The following is a 19,287-nucleotide window of genomic DNA, read 5'->3' as shown; positions in this document are numbered from 1 at the left end:
TCGATTAAGGATTGTAAACAGGGACTCGTTATGAACGATTTTAAAGACTTGGCCAGTTTTGCTGGTTTCAGCGTACTGACAGGTTTGAGCTTTGCCACCACTTTCTTCAGCCTTGCTTTTCTATACAGCTCAATAGAGGCACAGCAAGTAATGAACACCAATGCTTTGGCATGTGCAGTGCTTGGTGTTGTTGGTTTATTTGTTGGTATTACTCAGTTAAACAAAAAGCGTCAGCTAGCAGAAAACTAATCTGTTCTTACACATCATGAGGATGAAGTAGTGTTTAACAGGGGTTTAGGCTTGGTCTATTCGTTTTGTTGACATACTTCATCCAACAATATTTTTTCAACCATTACTTCTTCTCTTTATTGTAGCGAAAGGGCTGCGTTAAAAGCTTATCTAATCTTTGCTCTTCTTCGTCTCTAATTTCCGGCACACCAATAACAACATCATCATGACCCAACTTAGGCTGAGCTCGGTATGTCCCAAAAAAGCGGTCCCAAACTGAAAGGAAAAAACCAAAGTTTGAGTGGGTCTCTTTTACTATCACTGAATGGTGCACGCGATGCATGTCTGGTGTAACGATGACGTTTCGCAGTTTTTGGTCTATGGATAAAGCCAGTTTTGCATTACTGTGATTAAACATCGCGCTCGCATTAAGCACAATTTCAAATACCACAATTCCGATAGGTGAAACACCTAAGATAAACACGGCTGCAATTTTTACTCCCATTGAAATGATTATTTCGAAGGGATGAAAGCGTGCGCCTGTAGTGACGTCTATGTCGAGATCGGCGTGATGCATTCGGTGAATCTTCCACAGCGGCTTTACATGATGAAAGACAACATGCTGAGCGTAAATGACGAAATCAAGCAAAATGACGGTTAGAAAAATATTTAACCAAGCGGGGAGGGACAGAATATTGAGCAGCCCCCATTGTTGCTCCTGAGCTATGACCGCAGCTTGAAAGGCGGCGATAGGCATGATTAAAGCAATAACTAGGCTGTTAAAAGCGACCAATGACAAGTTATTGACCCAGCGAAACCTGCGCGAAGCGGTCAGTGTTTTTCTAGGCAATTTGTTTTCCCAAATGGCACAAAGCAATAATACGCCAAGGAAAAAGCCTAATCTGAGCCATGAGGGTTCTTGAAATGTCGTTTCTGTCACTGTCATTCCCTTATTTATTTCTTTATCTATGACCGAGATAAGAGTGAAATTATTTCAACACACTGCTGATGGGCTTATCTTGAGGCGAAGCCATAATATCAGTAGAATCGCGCTCTACTTTTTACTTGGCATTACTTACCATGAGAATTCACGCTTTCCACCGTTTATATCAGTACCGACAATCTATCTCAACCAAGCCTTTCAACGCGCGTGGATGTAAAGTGGTTCGTTGCCAATATTGCCAGGTTTCTGAGCAACACTGTTTGTGCGACCTTCAGCCAAACATCAAGGCCAATATTGCATGTATGTTGATTGTTTCTGAAAACGAAGTGTTTAAGCCAAGTAATACCGGTCGTCTAATCGCTGATACGATTCAAGAGACTTACGTGTATCAATGGAACCGAACAGAACCGTCTGAAGAGATGCTAGCGCTACTACAGGATGACAGTTATCAACCGGTGATTGTATTTCCTGCAGACTATGTGGATGATCCCTCTCGTTTAATTGAAGATCTAGAGCCAGGGCGATTGGTAAAAGAAGATGTCGAGAACAAAAAATTGTTGCTGATCTTTATTGATGGTAGCTGGCGTGAGGCACGAAAGATATTCCGTCGTTCTGATTTTCTTAAATCTTTGCCTGTGCTTTCCATTGAGCCGGAATCTCTGTCTGAATACATCATGCGCCGCTCCGAGAATGATCAGCATCTTTCAACCGCCGAAGTCGCGACATTAGTTTTAAAACAAGCTGGTGAGCCGAAAGCTGCGGAATGCCTTCAATTGTGGTTTGAAGCCTTCAGAGAAACTTACATGCTGAGCAAGACTCGAGTCAAAAGCGACCCTAACCAGCCACACTTGAAACGTTTCAAAGAGTGGATGAAAACCGAGAGCTGACTCTAAGGAATGAGCTTTTGTTGATGGTATGTTGTTCAACTGGCTTCGGTGAGGGGATAAATCTGCATTCGGTCACGGTTTGCAGGCGTACAGATATGGATAATGCCATCAGTTTATACTTTTGACTCTAGCCATTTTTGAGAGTCGTTTGAAGCATTTTTTAGGAGAGAAATACATGTATTACGGCTTTGATGTCGGTGGCACTAAAATTGAATTTGGTGCATTTAACGAGAAGCTTGAGCGTGTAGCGACGGAACGTGTACCTACACCAACAGACAACTACGAGCTGCTGGTTGATACCATTGCGGAATTGGTGAATAAATACGATACAGAGTTTGGCTGTGAAGGTACGATTGGTCTTGGCCTACCAGGTATGGAAGACGCCGATGATGCAACGGTACTAACAGTTAACGTTCCTGCGGCAAAAGGCAAACCACTTCGTGCTGATCTAGAAGCTAAAATCGGTCGCAGCGTAAAAATTGAAAACGATGCAAACTGTTTCGCGCTTTCTGAAGCCTGGGACGAAGATCTTCAAGATGAACCATCTGTACTAGGTTTGATCCTTGGTACTGGTTTTGGTGGCGGCTTTATCTACGAAGGCAAAGTATTCTCTGGCCGCAACCACGTAGCGGGTGAGGTGGGTCACACACGTCTTCCTATCGACGCATGGTTCCACCTAGGCGAAAACGCACCATTACTGGGTTGTGGCTGTGGCAACAAAGGCTGTTTAGATAGTTACCTATCTGGTCGTGGTTTCGAGCTTCTTTACGCGCATTACTACGGCGAAGAGAAGAAAGCGATCGACATTATTAAAGCGCACGCAGAGGGTGAGGAGAAAGCAGTAGAGCACGTCGAGCGCTTTATGGAGCTGCTAGCGATCTGCTTTGCAAACCTGTTTACTGCAACAGACCCACACACCGTTGTACTTGGTGGCGGCTTATCTAACTTCGAATTGATTTACGAAGAGATGCCAAAACGCATCCCTAAACACTTATTGTCTGTGGCTAAGTGTCCTAAGATCATCAAAGCAAAACACGGTGATTCAGGTGGTGTACGCGGCGCTGCGTTCTTAAACATCAAGTAATGACTTAAACCTTACTCGATATAAAGTAAGAAGAAATTTAAAGCCCCGTTTAGACTTTCAAGGTTAAACGGGGCTTTTACTTATATACCTAAGTAATTTCGGTATGCTCGGGTATAGATCATGAACAAAAGTAGCATGCATAAAAAACTCACGACGAATCGTGAGTTTTCTGTTTGCAGCTAAGCTTATTTGTTCTTTTTGCCTACACCCAGGTTTTCTTTTTGAGCTAGGGTGATTTTGCTAAAGCCTAATTTTCTGAAGTAGTTGTCGCGGTAGTTTCGCACTGCTTTAGTGTCAGACACTGCTTCGATTTGTTGCTCCATCTTTAGGAACTCAGTGATATCGATACCTTCGGCTTCTGCAACTGCTTCTTGAATGTTGCGGTGTTGCTGGTATGAGAACGTCAGTTCTTTGTCTTGGTCTTTGTAAGTGTAAAGAATGGTGCGAGCCATAGCTGTCTCTCTGAAAAGGTTTCGGTATTAAACAAAAAGGCCAGACTCGCTGACCTTTGAATTTCTAGTTTGAGCTAGATTCTGCCTTGAAGTGGGATAATTGTCACGCTTTCTCCCGCTTTAACTGTATCAATAGCTGGGGAGATTTCGATCAAACAGTTCGCCTCACTCATTGAACGCAAAATACCAGATCCTTGCTTGCCTGTTGTACGAACGGTTAAACGGCCAGTTGCATCCAGTTCATAGACGCCACGGCTAAACTCGGTACGACCTTGTCGAGAGCGAAGGTTTTCAGTCGCGATGGCATTCACTTTCAGAGGCTTCCAGCCTTGTTCGCCTTGCATCTTACGCAGTGCAGGCTCGACAAAGTTGATGAATGAAACCATCACGGCAACAGGGTTGCCCGGCAGACCAAAGAACGGCTTGTTGTTGATTTGACCAAACGCTAATGGACGTCCCGGACGCATGTTGATTCGCCAAAAATCTATTTGACCAAGTTTATCCAAGGCAAGTTTGATGTAATCCGCATCACCAACAGATACGCCACCAGAAGTCATAACCACGTCCGCTTGCGCCGATGCGTTTTCCAACGCTTCAATCATTAACTTTTCGTTGTCTTCCAGAATACCGAAGTCCAAGATCTCGCAGCCGAGCTTTTCAAGCATGCCCATGATGGTAAAACGGTTGGAATCGTAGATAGAATTCGCTTTTTGCTCTGTTCCCGGCGCTTGTACTTCGTCACCGGTGGAGAACACGGCAACTTTCACTTTGCGGAACACATTCGCTTCACCAAAACCAAGCGAAGCGATCATGCCCATTTCTGGAGAGGCTAGGCGAGTGCCTGCGGTAAAGACGTCACTGCCGATAGCGAGATCTTCACCTGCTTGACGAACGTTTTGGCCTGCTTTGATATTCGCACCGTTAAAGGTGACCTTGTCACCTTCTTGAGAGGCTTGCTCACGCATGACCACTGTGTCGCCGTTACGTGGTGTTGGTGCGCCAGTCATGATCTTCACCGCTTGACCAACGTCCAGAGGTTGATCGTAAGCATGGCCCGCCATCACTTCAACAACCACTTGGTAGCTATCACGGTCAACATCATCACTGCGGATGGCATAACCGTCCATCGCGGAGTTGGTGTATTGCGGCACATTTACTGGTGAAACGATATGTTCCGCAAGAACGCGGCCATAGGCGTTTTCAATCTTGCATGCTTCTATTTCCGAAACCGTGTTCACCAAAGAAAGGATTTTCTCTTGGCCTTGAACCACAGAAAGGAAAGCAGGAGAAAGTGTGTCGCAACATGCGGCTTCTTTCTCTTTGTTTTTTGGTGCTTTCGCTTCTTGAACATACTGAATAACGAACTGAGCAATCGCTTCAAGATCATTGATGTTCATTTGTGGCAGTTCAGAGTCCAACTCGCCGCCGTCTGAAGCGATAGCGATGATGTTTTCATCGTTTGGATAAAGCCAAGGCTTGCCGACTTCTTCACGGTGCAATTCGATTTTAGGAAACGCGATGTTTTTGCAGCCTTCGACCAAAACCACATCAAGCATGTCTTCATCAAAACGTGTTAATAGGAATTCAAACTCCGCTTCGGCTTCTGGCGTTTCTGTCATTAACGCAAAACGGTTGCGAGAAGCAATCAGCATTTGAGATGCACCAGCTTTGCGTAAACGGTAGCTGTCTTTACCCGGCTTATCGACATCGAAGTTGTGGTGCGCATGTTTTAGCATGCCAATGCGTAAACCTGCTTCGGTCAGCTTTGGCAATAGGGCTTCAAGTAGCGTGGTTTTGCCTGTGCCTGAATAAGCTGCAAAACCAAGAATAGGAATGTTTAGCGTGTGTTTCATGATTCTAATTGTCCAAATTGCGCCAGTTCTTCCGGAGTGTTCAAGTTGACGAAACAGTTTGGTGAGTCGCTAAAGTCAACGTAACTGGTGTTGCACTCTTTGTAGAGCAGAATGATTTTGCGGTCGCCACGTTCTAAAAACGCGGTGAGTTTTGGCAGTACGCGCTTGTGGTAGAGCGTAAAAACAGGTTGCTGATGGTCACCATCATGCGCGACCAAAATATCGCTGTCTTCTTTGACGGCCTGGCAGAAACGCTCGACAAGGTCGGTGTTAATTTGTGGACTATCGCAAGGTACAAATCCGACCCAGTCGGTTTCAGAATGCATCAAACCCGCGTGAATACCGCCCATAGGCCCAGGGAAATCTTTGAATTGATCACTAAATACGAAACCAAATTTGCTGTACGCATCTTGGTTTCGGTTGGCATTAATTAAAATGCGTGGAGTTTGTGGAGATAAACGTTCAATAACGTGCTCGATGAGTGGCTTCTGATTTAACTCAATCAGACCTTTATCTTTTCCACCCATACGGCTGGCTTGGCCACCAGCCAAAATGACCCAACTAGTTTGTGTTGGTTGAAGCATATGCATTCTCTTGGGATGTTTCTTTTGGTATGACATACAACAGAGGAGACTCTATCAAAGTCTTATCTTTAATCCACCACTGTTTTTTACATAAGTCGGTCAGTGCGTTGGCCTGATGGCTTGTCACCACGATACTGGAACCACGATCCAAAAGATCTTTCGCCATCACCACCAATCGTTCAATGGATTCTTGGTCTAAAGACGCACTTGGCTCATCCATCAACAAAATCGACGGTTTTAAGATCCAAGCTCTTGCCATGGCAACGCGCTGTTTTTCACCGCCGGACAACACGGAAATATGTTCGTCCGCTAAGGTTTCTAAACCTACCATGCGCAGCGCGTGAATAACTTGAGCTCGCTTATCTTTTTGCGTGTCTTGTTGATATTTCACTCCATAGACTACGTTTTCATATACAGTGCCGTCAAAAAGGTAAGGGGATTGATGGAGATAAATCACATCGACACGACCATTGCGACACGTCAGTCTTTTCAGCCACGTATCTTTTGGCGCAACAACATCGCCAGTAGAGGGTTTGAGCAAGCCAGCAAGGATTTTGAGTAGGGTAGTTTTGCCCACACCATTGTCACCCTTGAGATAAATGGCATCATTTGGGCCGATGGCTAACTCAGGGATGTGGAAAAGCACACGCTCTTTAAAGCGCATGGATAACTGTTCGGCGGTGATTTTTATAGTCATAATTCGCCTCGACATGGGGTTAATGGTGAGTCGTTTGTTTGCTTCATGTTCTATGTTCTGAGGTAGCCTTTGCCTCTCATGCTTGATAAGAAGAAGTTTAGAGCCAACGCTAAAGATAGTAATACAATTCCTAATGCAACTCCTTGCGCAAAAGCACCTTTACTGCTTTCCATTGCGATAGCCGTGGGAATATTTCGCGTCACGCCCATAATGTTCCCACCAACCATCATTGAGCAGCCCACCTCGGTCACGATACGTGAAAACCCTGCAATGATAGCCGCAAGTAGAGGAAAGCGGGTTTCCCAAATCATCGTAGCTGCCAAGCGCGGAATGGAGACGCCCAGCGTGATGGCAGTTTCCACTGCACGACGGTCGCTAGATTGTAATGCACCATGCATCATCGATACCAAAACAGGGAAGCAGATCACCATTTGGCCGAAGATCATTGCCTTCTGAGTGAACAGCATTTGCCAGTCTCCCCAAGGGCCAGCACGCGACAGCAACATGTACAGCAACAGGCCAATCACCACGGTAGGGACCGCTTGCAGCGTATTTACGATCGACAACAAAAACCATTTACCGCGAAAGTCGGTATACGCCAGTACAAAGGACATCAAAATAGCCGGCAATACCACTAGGGATATTGCCGTGATAGAAACACTAAAGGAGACCGCAACGATCTCCCATAGGTCTGCATCAAAATTCACCAGTAAGCGAAGCGCTTCCAGTGTTGTATCAGCAAGATTCATATTGCGTTATTTGCTCTCAGCATTCGCAACAAACAGTTGTTTACCGTTTAGGCGGAAACCATTGATAAGTTCCTGTCCGCGAGGGTTTACCAACCAATCACTGAATGCCTTCGCACCTTGGTAGTTAATCGTTGGGTAACGCTCAGGGTTAACAAGAATAACTTGGTACGGGTTAAACAGTTTTTCATCGCCTTGGAACAGAATTTCTAGATCCAATTTGTTTTGGTAAGCCAGCCATGTGCCGCGATCCGTCATGGTGTAGCCTTGCATTTCAGACGCCATGTTTAGAGTTGGGCCCATACCTTGACCTACGCTACGGTAGCCACCAAAGTTCGGTTCGATTTTAGTTTGAGCCCAGAAGCCCATTTCTTTTTTGTGCGTACCAGAATCATCGCCGCGAGAGATGAACGTTGCGTTTTTGTTTGCGATCTCTTTGAATACATCTAACACGCCTTCGTCATTTTTGATTGTTGCTGGGTCAGCTTTCGGGCCTACAATCACAAAGTCGTTGTACATTAGCTTGCGAGGTAAAACGCCGTAGCCTTTCTCAACAAATGCGCCTTCAGCTTTTGGTGCATGTGTCATCACCAAATCTACGTCACCGTTTTCGCCCATTTTTAAGGCTTTACCCGTACCTGCAGCAATAACATCGACTTTGTAGCCCGTGTCTTTTTCAAATTGTGGAAGTAGGTAATCAAGTAAACCTGAATGGTAAGTACTGGTTGTGGTTGCAAGGCGAACGTGTTCTCCGTCTTGAGCAGAAAACGCAGAGTAACTTACAAGCGTGATTGACGTTGCAGCCAGAGTTAGCGCAATTTTTTTCATTTTTATGTGTTCCTTTCCAATGATTCTTTGGAATCTCTCCAGGTTTTAGGGAGAAGCCTTTTTGGACGAGAGCGATTAGCGTAATACGCAAGTTGTCTCAGGGTGTTGGAATAAGCAAACATCAACATCCTGAGATCACTTAAATGCGCTCCGTATCCACCTTATAGCAAACAAGATGCCAACCTTTTACAAGCTTAAAGTGCTTGGTTTATGCACTAAATCATGGGGTTATTTGCATAAAAGTTTGCGTTGGTACAAAATGTCGCACTTTTTGTAGGGTATCTCTGTTTAAACTTGGTACACTCTGTCCCATCGAAATCCATCTGGGGTAAATATGTCTACTCAATCCCATCTTAGTACAAACCAACAATATAGCGCCTTTTCCGTACTGGTCGTCGATGATGAATTAGGCATGCAAGCCATCTTGAAAAAGGCATTGGGTAAGCTTTTTTCACATGTCGATACAGCTGGTAGCATCGAAGAAGCAGAACAACTGCGTAATTCTCGACATTATGATCTGATCTTACTGGATATTAATCTGCCAGGGCGTTCTGGAATTGAGTGGGAAGAAGCGTTTGAAGATGATGACAAACGTGCCGATGTGATTTTTATGACGGGTTATGCGGATTTAGAAATTGCCATTCGAGCGCTACAGCTCGGTGCTTCCGACTTTATCCTCAAACCATTCAACCTTGAGCAGATGTTAAAAGCGGTCAGTCGCTGTATGGATCGCCGTTTGAACGAACGCATGCAGTACGCCATGACACGCGATTACCAACGTCACAATACCTCAGAGATCATCGGCGGCTCAGAAAAAACGCGTCTGCTTAAGCAACTTATTAACCAATTTGCACCATCACGTGCTTCTGTTTTGGTGGAAGGTGAGTCGGGTACGGGTAAAGAGCTAGTTGCACGAGGTATCCACCAGGCGAGTGGGCGAACGGGCCCGTTTGTGCCAATCAACTGCGGTGCGATTGCACCAGAGCTTTTAGAAAGTGAGTTATTTGGTCATACATCGGGCGCGTTTACCGGTGCAAAAAAATCGCGTGAAGGTTTGTTCCGTGTTGCGAACGGTGGCACCTTATTTCTTGACGAAATCGGGGAGATGCCACTTGCAATGCAGGCATCATTATTACGTGTGTTAGAGCAGCGTACGATTCGCCCTGTCGGTTCAGAAAGAGAGATCAGTATTGATGTCCGTATTGTTGCCGCCACCAACCGTAATCTGCAAGAAGAGGTCAATCAAGGTAATTTCCGCAGTGACCTCTATTACCGTTTAAACGTTCTGAAAATTGAAGTGTGTCCGCTGCGAGAGCGCAAAACCGACTTATTTGAGTTGGTGCCATTTTTCAGCAACATGCTGACGCGCGAGCTCGGTATGCCTGCGCCCAAATGGGCTCACGAGGATATGGAAGCCATGAGTGAGTACGATTGGCCGGGAAACATTCGTGAGCTCAAAAACTTGATTGAGCGTTGTATCTTGCTTGGCAAACCACCTGCACACTATTGGCGAGAGCTGAATGGCGGGCATTCACTGCCTAATGTATCGATTACTGTTTCTCACTCTGCTGAGTTACCAACCTTTAGAGAAGGCAAAGAATTTACTGGCGAAGGCTATCCAAACAGCTGGACGTTAAAAGAAGTCGAGAAAGCACATATTAAACAAGTCGTTAACTTGCACGAAGGCAACAAATCAGCCGCTGCTCGCGACTTGGGCGTAGCTCGCAAGACCTTAGAACGTAAATACAAAGAATGGGATTCTGAGGGTGAGGAATATGCCGACTAACGGCCCACAGCACAAAGGATTGTCAAAATGGACGCACCGTTTTAAAACCATGGTGCGTTATCGCTTGTTATTCTTAACCTCTGCGCCGATTTTCCTCACATTGTTAGCTCTGATCGGCATTACCATTTATTGGTCTATTCATTACACGTGGCAAAATGCGCTGCTTGATGTCTCGGAACGTCTTGGTGTTGCAAATAACAGTGTAACGTTGTTACAGCAAAAGCAAGCCAATTACGTGCGGGCGTTTGCCGATTCGTACGATTTCCGTATTCGCATTAATAAAGGAATGCCACAAGGTGACCTGCAAAAGTGGGTCACAGAGCAGAAGAAAAGATATGCTTTAGATTTTCTCTCTTTCCAACGCGTTAATTCCATGGAAAACAAATTCCGCTTTATGGATCTCACCAAGCGCGAATCGTTTTTTGATGTACTCAATAAAGAAGAACTCGAACGCCTCGATCCTGAACTCGCCAAACGAGCAGAAGTGCCTATTCTTGCTGATGGTGACAGGGAAGTGCGTGGGTTAGTCAGTCGAACCGTGATTCCGGTATACAGCCAAGCGAACGATTTGATCGGCTTTCTTGATGGTGGTTTGCTCCTTAACAACAGCACAGTGCTGGTGGATCAAATCCGCGATCTCATTTACTTAAGTGATAATGACCGCCTTCGCCCTGTGGGTACGTTGACGGTATTTCTCGATGATTTGCGTGTGAGTACCAACGTTCCTCTAGACAGCGATCATAGACTAGGGCGCGCTATAGGCACTCGCGTGAGCGCAGAAGTGTATAACCAAGTACTTTCTAAGGGTGAACAGTGGGTTGATCGCGCTTATGTGTATGACGCTTGGTATATTACGGCGTATCAACCAATCAAAGACCAATACGACAATGTTATTGGTATGCTTTATACCGGTTACCTCATGTGGCCATTCGTTAAAGCCTACATGACGAACATTGCCGAAATCAGCTTGATTACGGTTATGTTATTGCTGGTTTCCGGCGTGATGGTATATCGCGGTTCTTATGATCTGTTTCGACCGATCGAACGCATTCATAAAGTGGTGAAGCAGGTCCAACAAGGTAAAGAAAAACGGATTGGCCCGTTAGGATTAGATGCCGATCATGAACTTGCGCAGTTAGCCAGACAGTTTGATGATATGTTAGACGCGCTAGAAGAGCGCAAAATTGAACTGAAAAACTCCGCAGCTCAACTTGAATGCAAAGTTCAAGAGCGTACGGCAAGCCTGAGAGAAAAAACCCAAGATCTTGAGCTGCATATTCAATTGCTCAACCAAACTCGCGACAAACTCGTTGTTCATGAAAAACTGGCAGCACTGGGAGAACTCACCGCGGGGATTGCTCACGAAATTAATAACCCAACCGCCGTGATTCTTGGCAACGTAGAATTGATCCATTTTGAATTGGGTGACGATGCAAGTCGAGTACAAGAAGAAATTGATGCGATTCACGCGCAAATTGATCGTATCCGCAATATCACACGCAGTTTATTGCAATACAGTCGCCAAGGCGGTGTTCAAGATGAAATCACTTGGCAACATGTCAATCCTATCATTGATGAAAGCATCACCTTGGTTAAAACTGGCACCAAGAAACGCGACGTTGAGTTTGTGACTGACCTACAAGCGCATACGTCCGTTGAGATAAACCGTCACCACTTGCTACAAATCTTAGTTAATTTGCAAATGAACGCCATTCACGCAATGAGCGGTAAAGGAACTTTAACAGTAGTCAGTGAAGACTGGATTGAAGAGGGCGAAGTGAAAGGAGCCGCGATTCATGTTATCGATGAGGGCTGCGGTATTAAACCAGAAAACTTGAGTCGAATCTTCTCGCCATTTTACACAACGAAACGAGAAGGCACAGGGTTAGGGCTATCGGTCTCCCAAAGTATTCTCAGCCAAACGGGTGGTGAGTTAAAAGCAGAGTCTGAATGGGGAAAAGGCAGTAAATTCAGTATTTATTTACCTAAAAAAGCCGAACTGATCCTAGAGGTGACGAACATCGCTTAGTCACTTTTTTGAAGTATTAATGGAAAAAGAGCCACTGACGATAGTGGCTCTTTTTTGTATTTAATGACGCATTTATGTTTACGCTTTTGCTTCTTAGAAACCTTACAATGATTTCACTTGGAGTGAATTAATAAAAACAACACTTGCAGTATGTAGCATGAACAAGTACCGTTGCCCGGTTTTTCTAAATACACCCCAATTGCTAAGGTAAAGGTTTTGATCTCCACAGCGAATATTACTCAACAATTCGGCGCTAAGCCGCTATTCGAAAACATTTCAGTTAAGTTCGGCGAAGGCAATCGCTATGGCTTAATTGGAGCTAACGGTTGTGGTAAATCAACCTTTATGAAGATCCTCAGCGGCGAGCTTGAGCAAACCAGTGGTAACGTAAGCTACGATCCAAACGAGCGCGTTGCAAAACTGAACCAGGACCAGTTCGCTTACGAAGAATTTACGGTAATCGATACCGTCATCATGGGTCATAAAGAGCTATGGGAAGTGAAGAAAGAGCGTGACCGCATTTACTCACTTGCTGAAATGAGCGAAGAAGACGGCATGAAAGTGGCTGACTTAGAAGTTCAGTTTGCTGAAATGGACGGCTACATGGCAGAAGCCAAAGCGGGTGAGCTTCTTCTTGCTGTAGGTATTCCAATGGAACAACACTTCGGTCTAATGAGTGAAGTTGCACCGGGTTGGAAACTTCGTGTGCTTCTAGCTCAGGTTCTATTCGCAGACCCAGATGTGATGCTTCTTGACGAACCAACCAACAACTTGGATATGGACACTATCCGTTGGTTGGAAGACACGCTAAACGCACGTAACTGCACAATGATCATCATCTCGCACGACCGTCACTTCCTAAACTCAGTATGTACGCACATGGCTGATTTGGATTACGGTGAGCTACGTGTTTACCCAGGTAACTACGATGAGTACATGACGGCGGCTTCTCAAGCTCGCGAACGTCTACTAAACGACAACGCGAAGAAGAAAGCACAAATCGCTGAGCTACAAACGTTCGTTGCTCGTTTCTCTGCAAACGCATCGAAAGCAAAACAAGCGACATCTCGTGCTAAGCAAATCGACAAGATCAAACTGGATGAAGTTAAAGCGTCTAGCCGTCAAAACCCATTCATTCGTTTCGAACAGTCGAAAGAGCTGTTCCGTAACGCTCTGATTGTTGAAAACCTAAGCCAAGGATTCGAAGAGGACTTGTTCTCAGACTTCAATGCAATTTTTGAAGTGGGTGAGCGCGTTGCGATCATCGGTGAGAACGGTGTGGGTAAAACAACACTTCTAAACACGCTTGCTGGTGTGCTTGAACCGCGTGCGGGTGAGTACAAATGGTCTGAAAATGCAAACATCGGTTACTACGCGCAAGACCACGCGCATGACTTTGCAGAAGACATGAACCTAACGGATTGGATGGGTCAATGGCGTCAAGAAGGTGATGACGAGCAAGTCGTTCGTGGTTTCCTTGGTCGTATGCTGTTTGGTCAAGATGACATTAAGAAGTCAGTAAAAGTACTGTCTGGTGGTGAGCAAGGTCGTATGCTGCTTGGTAAGCTAATGATGCACAAGCCAAACATGCTGCTAATGGACGAACCAACCAACCACATGGACATGGAATCGATCGAATCTTTGAACACGGCGCTTGAGCAATACAAAGGCACGTTGTTCTTCGTCTCTCACGACCGTGTATTCGTAGACTCACTAGCAACGCGTATTATCGAAATCCGCGATGGTAAAATCACAGACTTTAAAGGCACTTACTCTGAGTTCCTAAAATCTCGTGGTGTTGACGCGTAATTACTCGCAAAGCGTTTAAAAAGCAAAAGCCTCGCTATTTAGCGAGGCTTTTTTGATATTTGGCCTTAATCCTTAAACTGACCTGTTATATACGCATAGAGCCCGACTACGCCAAAGGTAATAATCATAGAAAGCATGATACCGCTGGGCGTAAGCAGAAAATTCCACAATTGGTCATTATTCATAGTCCACATCCTCTGTGAATCCGCATTATTGGTTTTAGTTTACACTGAAAAGGTGTTATTGGTTGCCTTTTACATCAAATTCAACCTTGTCGGCTCCTGTAAACACTTGGAAGCGCAAACCTTTCGCACGCGCAATGGTTGTAATACCAAATTGCTTCGCTAGATCTAACCCCATTTGAGTAACGCCAGAGCGAGAAAGCAGAACAGGAATGCCCATTTGAGCCACTTTAATCACCATCTCTGATGTAAGGCGACCTGTTGTGTAGAAAATTTTATCTTCACCTGTTTCTTCTTTGAGCCACATCTCACCTGCAAGTGTATCCACTGCGTTGTGACGGCCGACATCTTCCACAAATGATAACACCTCATTACCTTTGCAAACCGCACAGCCGTGTACTGCGCCCGCTTTTTTGTAGGTGTCGTTGTAATGGGTTAACGCTTCCAGCGCAGAATAAATTTCTGACTGCTTAAGAGGAACTTGAGGCACTTGATAATTTTCAAGCTGCTTCATCACGTTGCCATACATAGTGCCTTGGCCACAACCTGAGGTGACGGTTTTCTTTTTCAGGGCGCCTTCTAAGTGCTCAGTGTTTTCTTTAGTAATCACCGCTGCGGAATGCGTTTCCCAGTCAATAATAACGGATTCAATCGCGGCTGGATCGGACAGGAAGCTTTGGTTTTTTAAATAACCCAGTACTAGTGCTTCTGGACGCGAACCCAGCGTCATGAGCGTGACCACTTCTTTCCAGTTCAGCATGACCGTAAGAGGACGCTCGCAAGCGATTTGCTTTGTCAGTTTTTCGCCGTACTCGTCGTACACATCGACTTCAATGGTTTGCAGGGGATTTTCACTGGTTTTAATAATGTTTGGTTTCAGCACAGTCGTGTCCTAGTGATTAAGAGCGTTAGGTTGCTACGCATTTTAGCTCTTTAAGTGGCTAGCAAATCTCATTCCAAAATAGCGGTTCCCACAGAAATTGCGAGGTTTTATGTCAACAATGCATTAAAACTGCGAGTTCGCAGTAATGACACATCAATACATTTGAGTTTCGTCTAGTTTGGTACTTATAGCCTGAGGGAGTATATAGACTAAGTTATATCAGCTTGGCGCGTTTATTGCTTCGAAGACAATAAAAATGGTCGAAAACGGGGGCAAAATGTCCTGTGTGTTTTCAGACCAAAAATAGAAAGACTGGGTGAGTTATGTCGGATAAGAAAGATTTCGAAAAAAATTACGAAAAGACTGAGGATACATGGCCAATCGGCGTAGAGCTTGTTGAGCATGAGATCAGTACAGGGATTTGGGTGACAACCCAATGGCAGTTGACAGGATTTGCGCTGAATCCGACGGAAGAGACTCCAGATGTTTGTCTGTTGCAATTACATAAAGACGAGCGTACAGACTACCGTTTTAACTTAAGCTCTCAGCAACCTAAACTCTTTTTAGTGATGGATAACGTCGAGTCTGGTGAAAAACCAGCGATACAGCTACTGACGGCCTCACAATCTGTTGCGGCGCAATATATGGATGGTGATAACCTTGTACTATCTAACGATATGCCGTTAGCCGTTCAGGCTTGGATGGAAGCCTTTATTGGTCGTCACGGTGAGTTGTTAGAAGTAAGACGCAAGAAACGCAAAGGAGCAGGCAGAGCAAATGGCAACTAGTTTTTTAAGCCGTTGGTCGAAACGTAAACTAGAAGAATCTTCCCAACATGCTGAAGAGATCACGCCGATAGCAGAGACGGAACAATCCGAAGATAGTGTCACAGCGCTTTCAAACGCTGACGAAAGCTTAGATACTTTGAACGTCAATGAGGATAGTCAGGCTCCAGACATTACCGCGAGTGTAGAGACTGAAAAAACCGAAGAAATGTCTGTGGCGCAACTGCTGGTTTCTGAAGCTTCAGAAAGCGTTAAGAAAGCTGCGCTGCGCAAAATGTTCTTGTCCGAAGAATTTAACGTGCGTGACGGCCTAGACGATTACGATGATGATTACAGTAACTTAAAGTCACTTTCTCAAGACGTCGCTGAGACGCTGCGTGATTGGGTTAAAGATAAAGTGGAAGACGAACCAGACGCTGAAACTGCGCAAGGGTCTGAGCTTAACGCTAACGATATCGCATCTGAGGTAGTTGAAGACGCAGAGTCAAACACCGACAAAAGTGGCCAAATTACTCAAGATGAAAATAAACTGTATATAAATACAGTATCTGGCGAAAGTGATACTTTTGCTGAAGAATCACAGCCTAACGAGGTGAGACAAAATATACCACATAAATAATAGGTACATTTTGACTAAACACTCAATGAGCCGGCTGAGACAAAATGTCTCAACCGGTTTTTTTATCCCTACTATTTGTCAGTAAAATTGATAACCTATTGATTTTAAGTTGATATTTTATTGGCATGACACTTGCTATTTGTTGCTCAATACCAATCTGGTTGAAGTTAGTACGGACGCACTGCGTAGTATTCATCGCCTATAGATGGCGGAATAAGAATTCTCATTGATAAGTTAATCAGCAGAATCTCCGGCGCTAACTACACTAAGAGATGGAAAAGACTATCCATGTTCATAAATGGAATTGAGCAATGCTGAAACAATTATTAGAACAAGCAACTTCCAATAACGGTAAAGCGAGGCTGTACGCTTTCGAAAATACCGTAGAGTTGACCAATCTTATTCCACCAACCGTAAGCTATGAAAGCGGCGGTAATACTTTGATTGTGGGCCCAACAGCAATCATCGAAAGTGCGGCAGCGCAATTGTCGCAAATGAACAGCCTAACGCTGCTTTCTACCGATGGCGAAAAGGGCACAAATCCCGAGCTTTATTACGCCAATTCGGTTCAGGTTTCAGGGTTCTTAGGTACGTTTGAAGTTCTGATTGAAAATCATGGTTTGACCAACAACCTTGCCAAGGTCGCGACCAATAGCGATTGTTTCGATATCGTACTCGATCTTTGCCTTAACAGCTGCATGTCGGAAGAAGTCCCAGTACCGGGCTACTACCCAGTAGGTCGTGGCTATCCGAAACTGGCTGAAGCGTTGGAAGAGATTCCAACCTTAATGGGGACGTTCGATAAACCGAAATTCTTCCGTTTAGATACCGATTTATGTGCACACAGCTCTCGTGGCGTAAAAGGTTGCGAACGGTGTGTGGATGCTTGTCCGGCAGGGGCACTATCGAGTGAAGGCAGCGACAGAACGGGCCATCGCATCGAGATCAACCCATACCTATGTCAAGGCGTGGGTACTTGTGCTACAGCGTGTCCGACAGAAGCGATTCATTACGCACTGCCAAACCCTGAAGATACGCAAAAGTTTATTGAACGTACGCTCGCCAACTATGAGCAAGCGGGTGGTTTAGATCCTATCGTATTGATTTGTAGTTCTCGCCACGAGAGCTACAACGTGATGGCACTAAAAGCACTGCCAGATAATGTGATTCCAATTGTGGTGGAAGAACTGCCTTCGGTTGGTATTGATACTTGGTTCGCCGCGCTTGTGAATGGTGCTACTCAGGTGCTGTTTGCGGCTTCACGTTTTATGCCTCAAACCATTATTCGTGTGCTTAATAGCGAAGTAGGTATTGCTCAAGAGCTGCTCGGTCAGCTTGGTATCGCCAAAGAAACCATCGACATTCTGTATCTAGAGTCACTACGTGAAGGTGCTCCGACACTTTGTACTGAGTCTTTTGATTTGGCATTAGGTGATTTGCAAGGTAACAAACGTCAGCGTCTATTTACGGCGTTGGATGCGTTGTCCGCATCACGTATTCCAGTTGAGAACATTGTTGAACTTCCAGCGAACGCACCTTACGGCACAGTCTCTTGTGAAAGTAAAGGTTGTACGTTGTGTATGAGCTGTGTGGCGGTGTGTCCAACACGTGCATTGCATACGGACGGTCGATCTCCGTCACTTAAATTCGTCGAGCAAGACTGCATTCAATGTGGGCTGTGCGAGAAAGCGTGTCCAGAGAAAGTGCTGACGCTTACTCCTCGTATGAACTGGGTGAAAGAAGAACGCCAGAAAGCGGTTGTGATTCATGAAGAAAAGGCAGCCGAGTGCATTCGTTGTCACAAGCCTTTTGCTCCGCAATCGATGATCGACATGCTACAAAACAAGTTACGCGGTCACTCTCATTTCTCTGATGAAGCGGCGATCAATCGTATCGCGATGTGTGAAGACTGCCGTGTGATCGACATGTTTGAGTCGATGGCAGAAGACCCAATGAAACAACTGAAATACTAGGAGCTCGCAGTGGACACACAACAAGAACAAACACTGAGAACAGACATTTATCTCGTACTATCTGCACTTTTTCGTAGTGCGCCTAGTGATGAAATGCTGGCGTTCCTGAAGTCGCTAGAAATTGAACCGTCTGAGAGCGCGATGCAAAAAGCTTGGCTCGCACTGCAACAAGCCGCGAACGAAGCGCAGCGAGAAGCGTTAGAAGAAGAATATCAAGATCTGTTTATTGGCATTGGACGTGGTGAAGTTGTGCCATTCGGATCTTGGCATCGCACTGGCTCGATGATGGAAAAACCGTTAGCGGAAATTCGTCGCGATTTGGATCTTTTAGGCATCGAACGAGAAGAGAACGTGAAAGAGCCTGAAGACCATATTTCTGCACTGTGCGAAGTGATGGCAATGCTGACAGGTGAAGAGGAAGAACTTCAACAAGCGGTGTTTAACAAACACATCGCCCCTTGGTTCCAATCTTTTACGCGCCAACTAGAGAGCGCAGAAAGCGTGAATTTCTACAAGCCAGCTGCACAGCTTTGCGATGCGTTTTTAACGTTAGAGCAAGTGCGCTTTAGCGTGAACACCAAAAGCAGTAAGAACAAATTAAAAATTGATGTGAAAAACGTCACTGATTACGAGTAATCGAGCAGTACTTGGTCATATCGATAGAGAGGCATGAGTCTCCAAAGATCTACCGTAAGGTAAGGAAGCAATGATGAAAGATAATAAAGAAATAAACACAAGCCGTAGGGATCTCCTAAAAGGCTTCACAACCGCTGCCGTTGCCGGTGCTGTTGTTGCGGGAACCACGAAAGTGGCCGTTGCTTCAGAAACGGTTGAGCCTTCTGAAAACGACGTGAAGAAGAAAGGGTATCGTGAAACTCAACACATTCGCGATTACTACGACACACTTTAGGAGATAACG

The 19,287-nt window shown here is 45.2% G+C and carries 19 protein-coding genes; 11 read left to right on the top strand and 8 right to left on the bottom strand.

The features are described from left to right. Positions 1 to 30 precede the first annotated feature (30 nt). Positions 31 to 249, top strand: coding sequence for a hypothetical protein (locus R7P36_RS00815; protein WP_005389537.1), 219 nt, complete (start codon positions 31 to 33; stop codon positions 247 to 249). Between the two features lie 103 nt (positions 250 to 352). On the opposite strand, the gene R7P36_RS00810 is transcribed toward R7P36_RS00815, so the two are convergent. Further along, complete coding sequence (locus R7P36_RS00810) at positions 353 to 1,168, bottom strand: sterol desaturase family protein (RefSeq protein WP_031781345.1); 816 nt, start codon at positions 1,166 to 1,168, stop codon at positions 353 to 355. Between the two features lie 140 nt (positions 1,169 to 1,308). On the opposite strand from R7P36_RS00810, the gene R7P36_RS00805 reads away from it, so the two are divergent. Together R7P36_RS00805 and nagK are read left to right on the top strand one after the other, a co-directional pair. Further along, entirely contained in the window at positions 1,309 to 2,058 is a 750-nt protein-coding gene (locus R7P36_RS00805; RefSeq protein WP_054730066.1) for a tRNA-uridine aminocarboxypropyltransferase, read from the top strand. Between the two features lie 175 nt (positions 2,059 to 2,233). After that, positions 2,234 to 3,142: an N-acetylglucosamine kinase gene (gene nagK / locus R7P36_RS00800; protein ID WP_005377586.1), complete on the top strand. Its 909-nt coding sequence runs from the start codon at positions 2,234 to 2,236 to the stop codon at positions 3,140 to 3,142. Between the two features lie 185 nt (positions 3,143 to 3,327). Here nagK and R7P36_RS00795 read toward each other — a convergent pair whose 3' ends face one another. The 6 genes from R7P36_RS00795 to R7P36_RS00770 form a co-directional block, all read right to left on the bottom strand. Then, the gene (locus tag R7P36_RS00795) at positions 3,328 to 3,594 is read right to left on the bottom strand and encodes a DUF2960 domain-containing protein (RefSeq protein WP_005377584.1); all 267 of its coding nucleotides are present in this window, start codon (positions 3,592 to 3,594) and stop codon (positions 3,328 to 3,330) included. 74 nt (positions 3,595 to 3,668) lie between these two features. Next, entirely contained in the window at positions 3,669 to 5,447 is a 1,779-nt protein-coding gene (locus tag R7P36_RS00790; RefSeq protein WP_053303075.1) for a bifunctional molybdopterin-guanine dinucleotide biosynthesis adaptor protein MobB/molybdopterin molybdotransferase MoeA, read from the bottom strand. Beyond that, positions 5,444 to 6,031: a molybdenum cofactor guanylyltransferase MobA gene (mobA, locus tag R7P36_RS00785; protein WP_005389527.1), complete on the bottom strand. Its 588-nt coding sequence runs from the start codon at positions 6,029 to 6,031 to the stop codon at positions 5,444 to 5,446. The genes R7P36_RS00790 and mobA overlap by 4 nt, the downstream gene beginning before the upstream one ends. Next, complete coding sequence (locus R7P36_RS00780; protein WP_017820675.1) at positions 6,009 to 6,728, bottom strand: energy-coupling factor ABC transporter ATP-binding protein; 720 nt, start codon at positions 6,726 to 6,728, stop codon at positions 6,009 to 6,011. The genes mobA and R7P36_RS00780 overlap by 23 nt, the downstream gene beginning before the upstream one ends. Before the next feature lie 50 nt (positions 6,729 to 6,778). Beyond that, complete coding sequence (locus R7P36_RS00775) at positions 6,779 to 7,477, bottom strand: ABC transporter permease (RefSeq protein WP_005389524.1); 699 nt, start codon at positions 7,475 to 7,477, stop codon at positions 6,779 to 6,781. Positions 7,478 to 7,483: 6 nt separating this feature from the next. Further along, positions 7,484 to 8,302: a substrate-binding domain-containing protein gene (locus R7P36_RS00770; protein WP_005389522.1), complete on the bottom strand. Its 819-nt coding sequence runs from the start codon at positions 8,300 to 8,302 to the stop codon at positions 7,484 to 7,486. A gap of 334 nt (positions 8,303 to 8,636) precedes the next feature. Between R7P36_RS00770 and R7P36_RS00765 the strand changes: the two genes are divergently transcribed. The 3 genes from R7P36_RS00765 to R7P36_RS00755 all read left to right on the top strand — a co-directional run bounded on the left by R7P36_RS00765 (position 8,637) and on the right by R7P36_RS00755 (position 13,926). Then, positions 8,637 to 10,088, top strand: coding sequence for a sigma-54-dependent transcriptional regulator (locus R7P36_RS00765; RefSeq protein ID WP_064353911.1), 1,452 nt, complete (start codon positions 8,637 to 8,639; stop codon positions 10,086 to 10,088). Beyond that, the gene (locus R7P36_RS00760) at positions 10,078 to 12,117 is read left to right on the top strand and encodes a cache domain-containing protein (RefSeq protein ID WP_137281988.1); all 2,040 of its coding nucleotides are present in this window, start codon (positions 10,078 to 10,080) and stop codon (positions 12,115 to 12,117) included. Before R7P36_RS00765 ends, R7P36_RS00760 begins: the two co-directional genes overlap by 11 nt. Before the next feature lie 216 nt (positions 12,118 to 12,333). Further along, positions 12,334 to 13,926, top strand: a complete 1,593-nt coding sequence (locus tag R7P36_RS00755; RefSeq protein ID WP_064368415.1) for an ABC-F family ATPase — start codon at positions 12,334 to 12,336, stop codon at positions 13,924 to 13,926. 240 nt (positions 13,927 to 14,166) lie between these two features. Here the strand turns inward: R7P36_RS00755 and R7P36_RS00750 are convergent, their stop codons facing one another. Beyond that, positions 14,167 to 14,991, bottom strand: a complete 825-nt coding sequence (locus R7P36_RS00750) for a formate dehydrogenase accessory sulfurtransferase FdhD (protein ID WP_017820681.1) — start codon at positions 14,989 to 14,991, stop codon at positions 14,167 to 14,169. A 323-nt stretch (positions 14,992 to 15,314) separates the two neighbouring features. Between R7P36_RS00750 and R7P36_RS00745 the strand changes: the two genes are divergently transcribed. From R7P36_RS00745 to R7P36_RS00725, 5 genes are all read left to right on the top strand, one after another. Continuing rightward, on the top strand, positions 15,315 to 15,779 hold the full coding sequence (locus R7P36_RS00745) for a DUF3305 domain-containing protein (protein WP_005389514.1): 465 nt from the start codon (positions 15,315 to 15,317) through the stop codon (positions 15,777 to 15,779). Continuing rightward, positions 15,769 to 16,395: a DUF3306 domain-containing protein gene (locus R7P36_RS00740; protein WP_171342964.1), complete on the top strand. Its 627-nt coding sequence runs from the start codon at positions 15,769 to 15,771 to the stop codon at positions 16,393 to 16,395. The genes R7P36_RS00745 and R7P36_RS00740 overlap by 11 nt, the downstream gene beginning before the upstream one ends. Before the next feature lie 311 nt (positions 16,396 to 16,706). Further along, a complete protein-coding gene (locus R7P36_RS00735) occupies positions 16,707 to 18,368 on the top strand; it encodes a 4Fe-4S dicluster domain-containing protein (RefSeq protein WP_005377546.1) in 1,662 nt (553 codons plus the stop codon). 9 nt (positions 18,369 to 18,377) lie between these two features. After that, positions 18,378 to 19,004, top strand: a complete 627-nt coding sequence (locus R7P36_RS00730) for a molecular chaperone (protein WP_017820684.1) — start codon at positions 18,378 to 18,380, stop codon at positions 19,002 to 19,004. Positions 19,005 to 19,077: 73 nt separating this feature from the next. Then, a complete protein-coding gene (locus R7P36_RS00725) occupies positions 19,078 to 19,278 on the top strand; it encodes a twin-arginine translocation signal domain-containing protein (RefSeq protein ID WP_005377542.1) in 201 nt (66 codons plus the stop codon). Positions 19,279 to 19,287: the final 9 nt, after the last annotated feature.

The sequence above is a fragment of the Vibrio sp. 397 genome, assembly GCF_033339395.1.
GTDB classification, from domain to species: Bacteria; Pseudomonadota; Gammaproteobacteria; order Enterobacterales; family Vibrionaceae; genus Vibrio; species Vibrio alginolyticus.
This window is presented reverse-complemented; position numbering and strand designations above follow the sequence as displayed.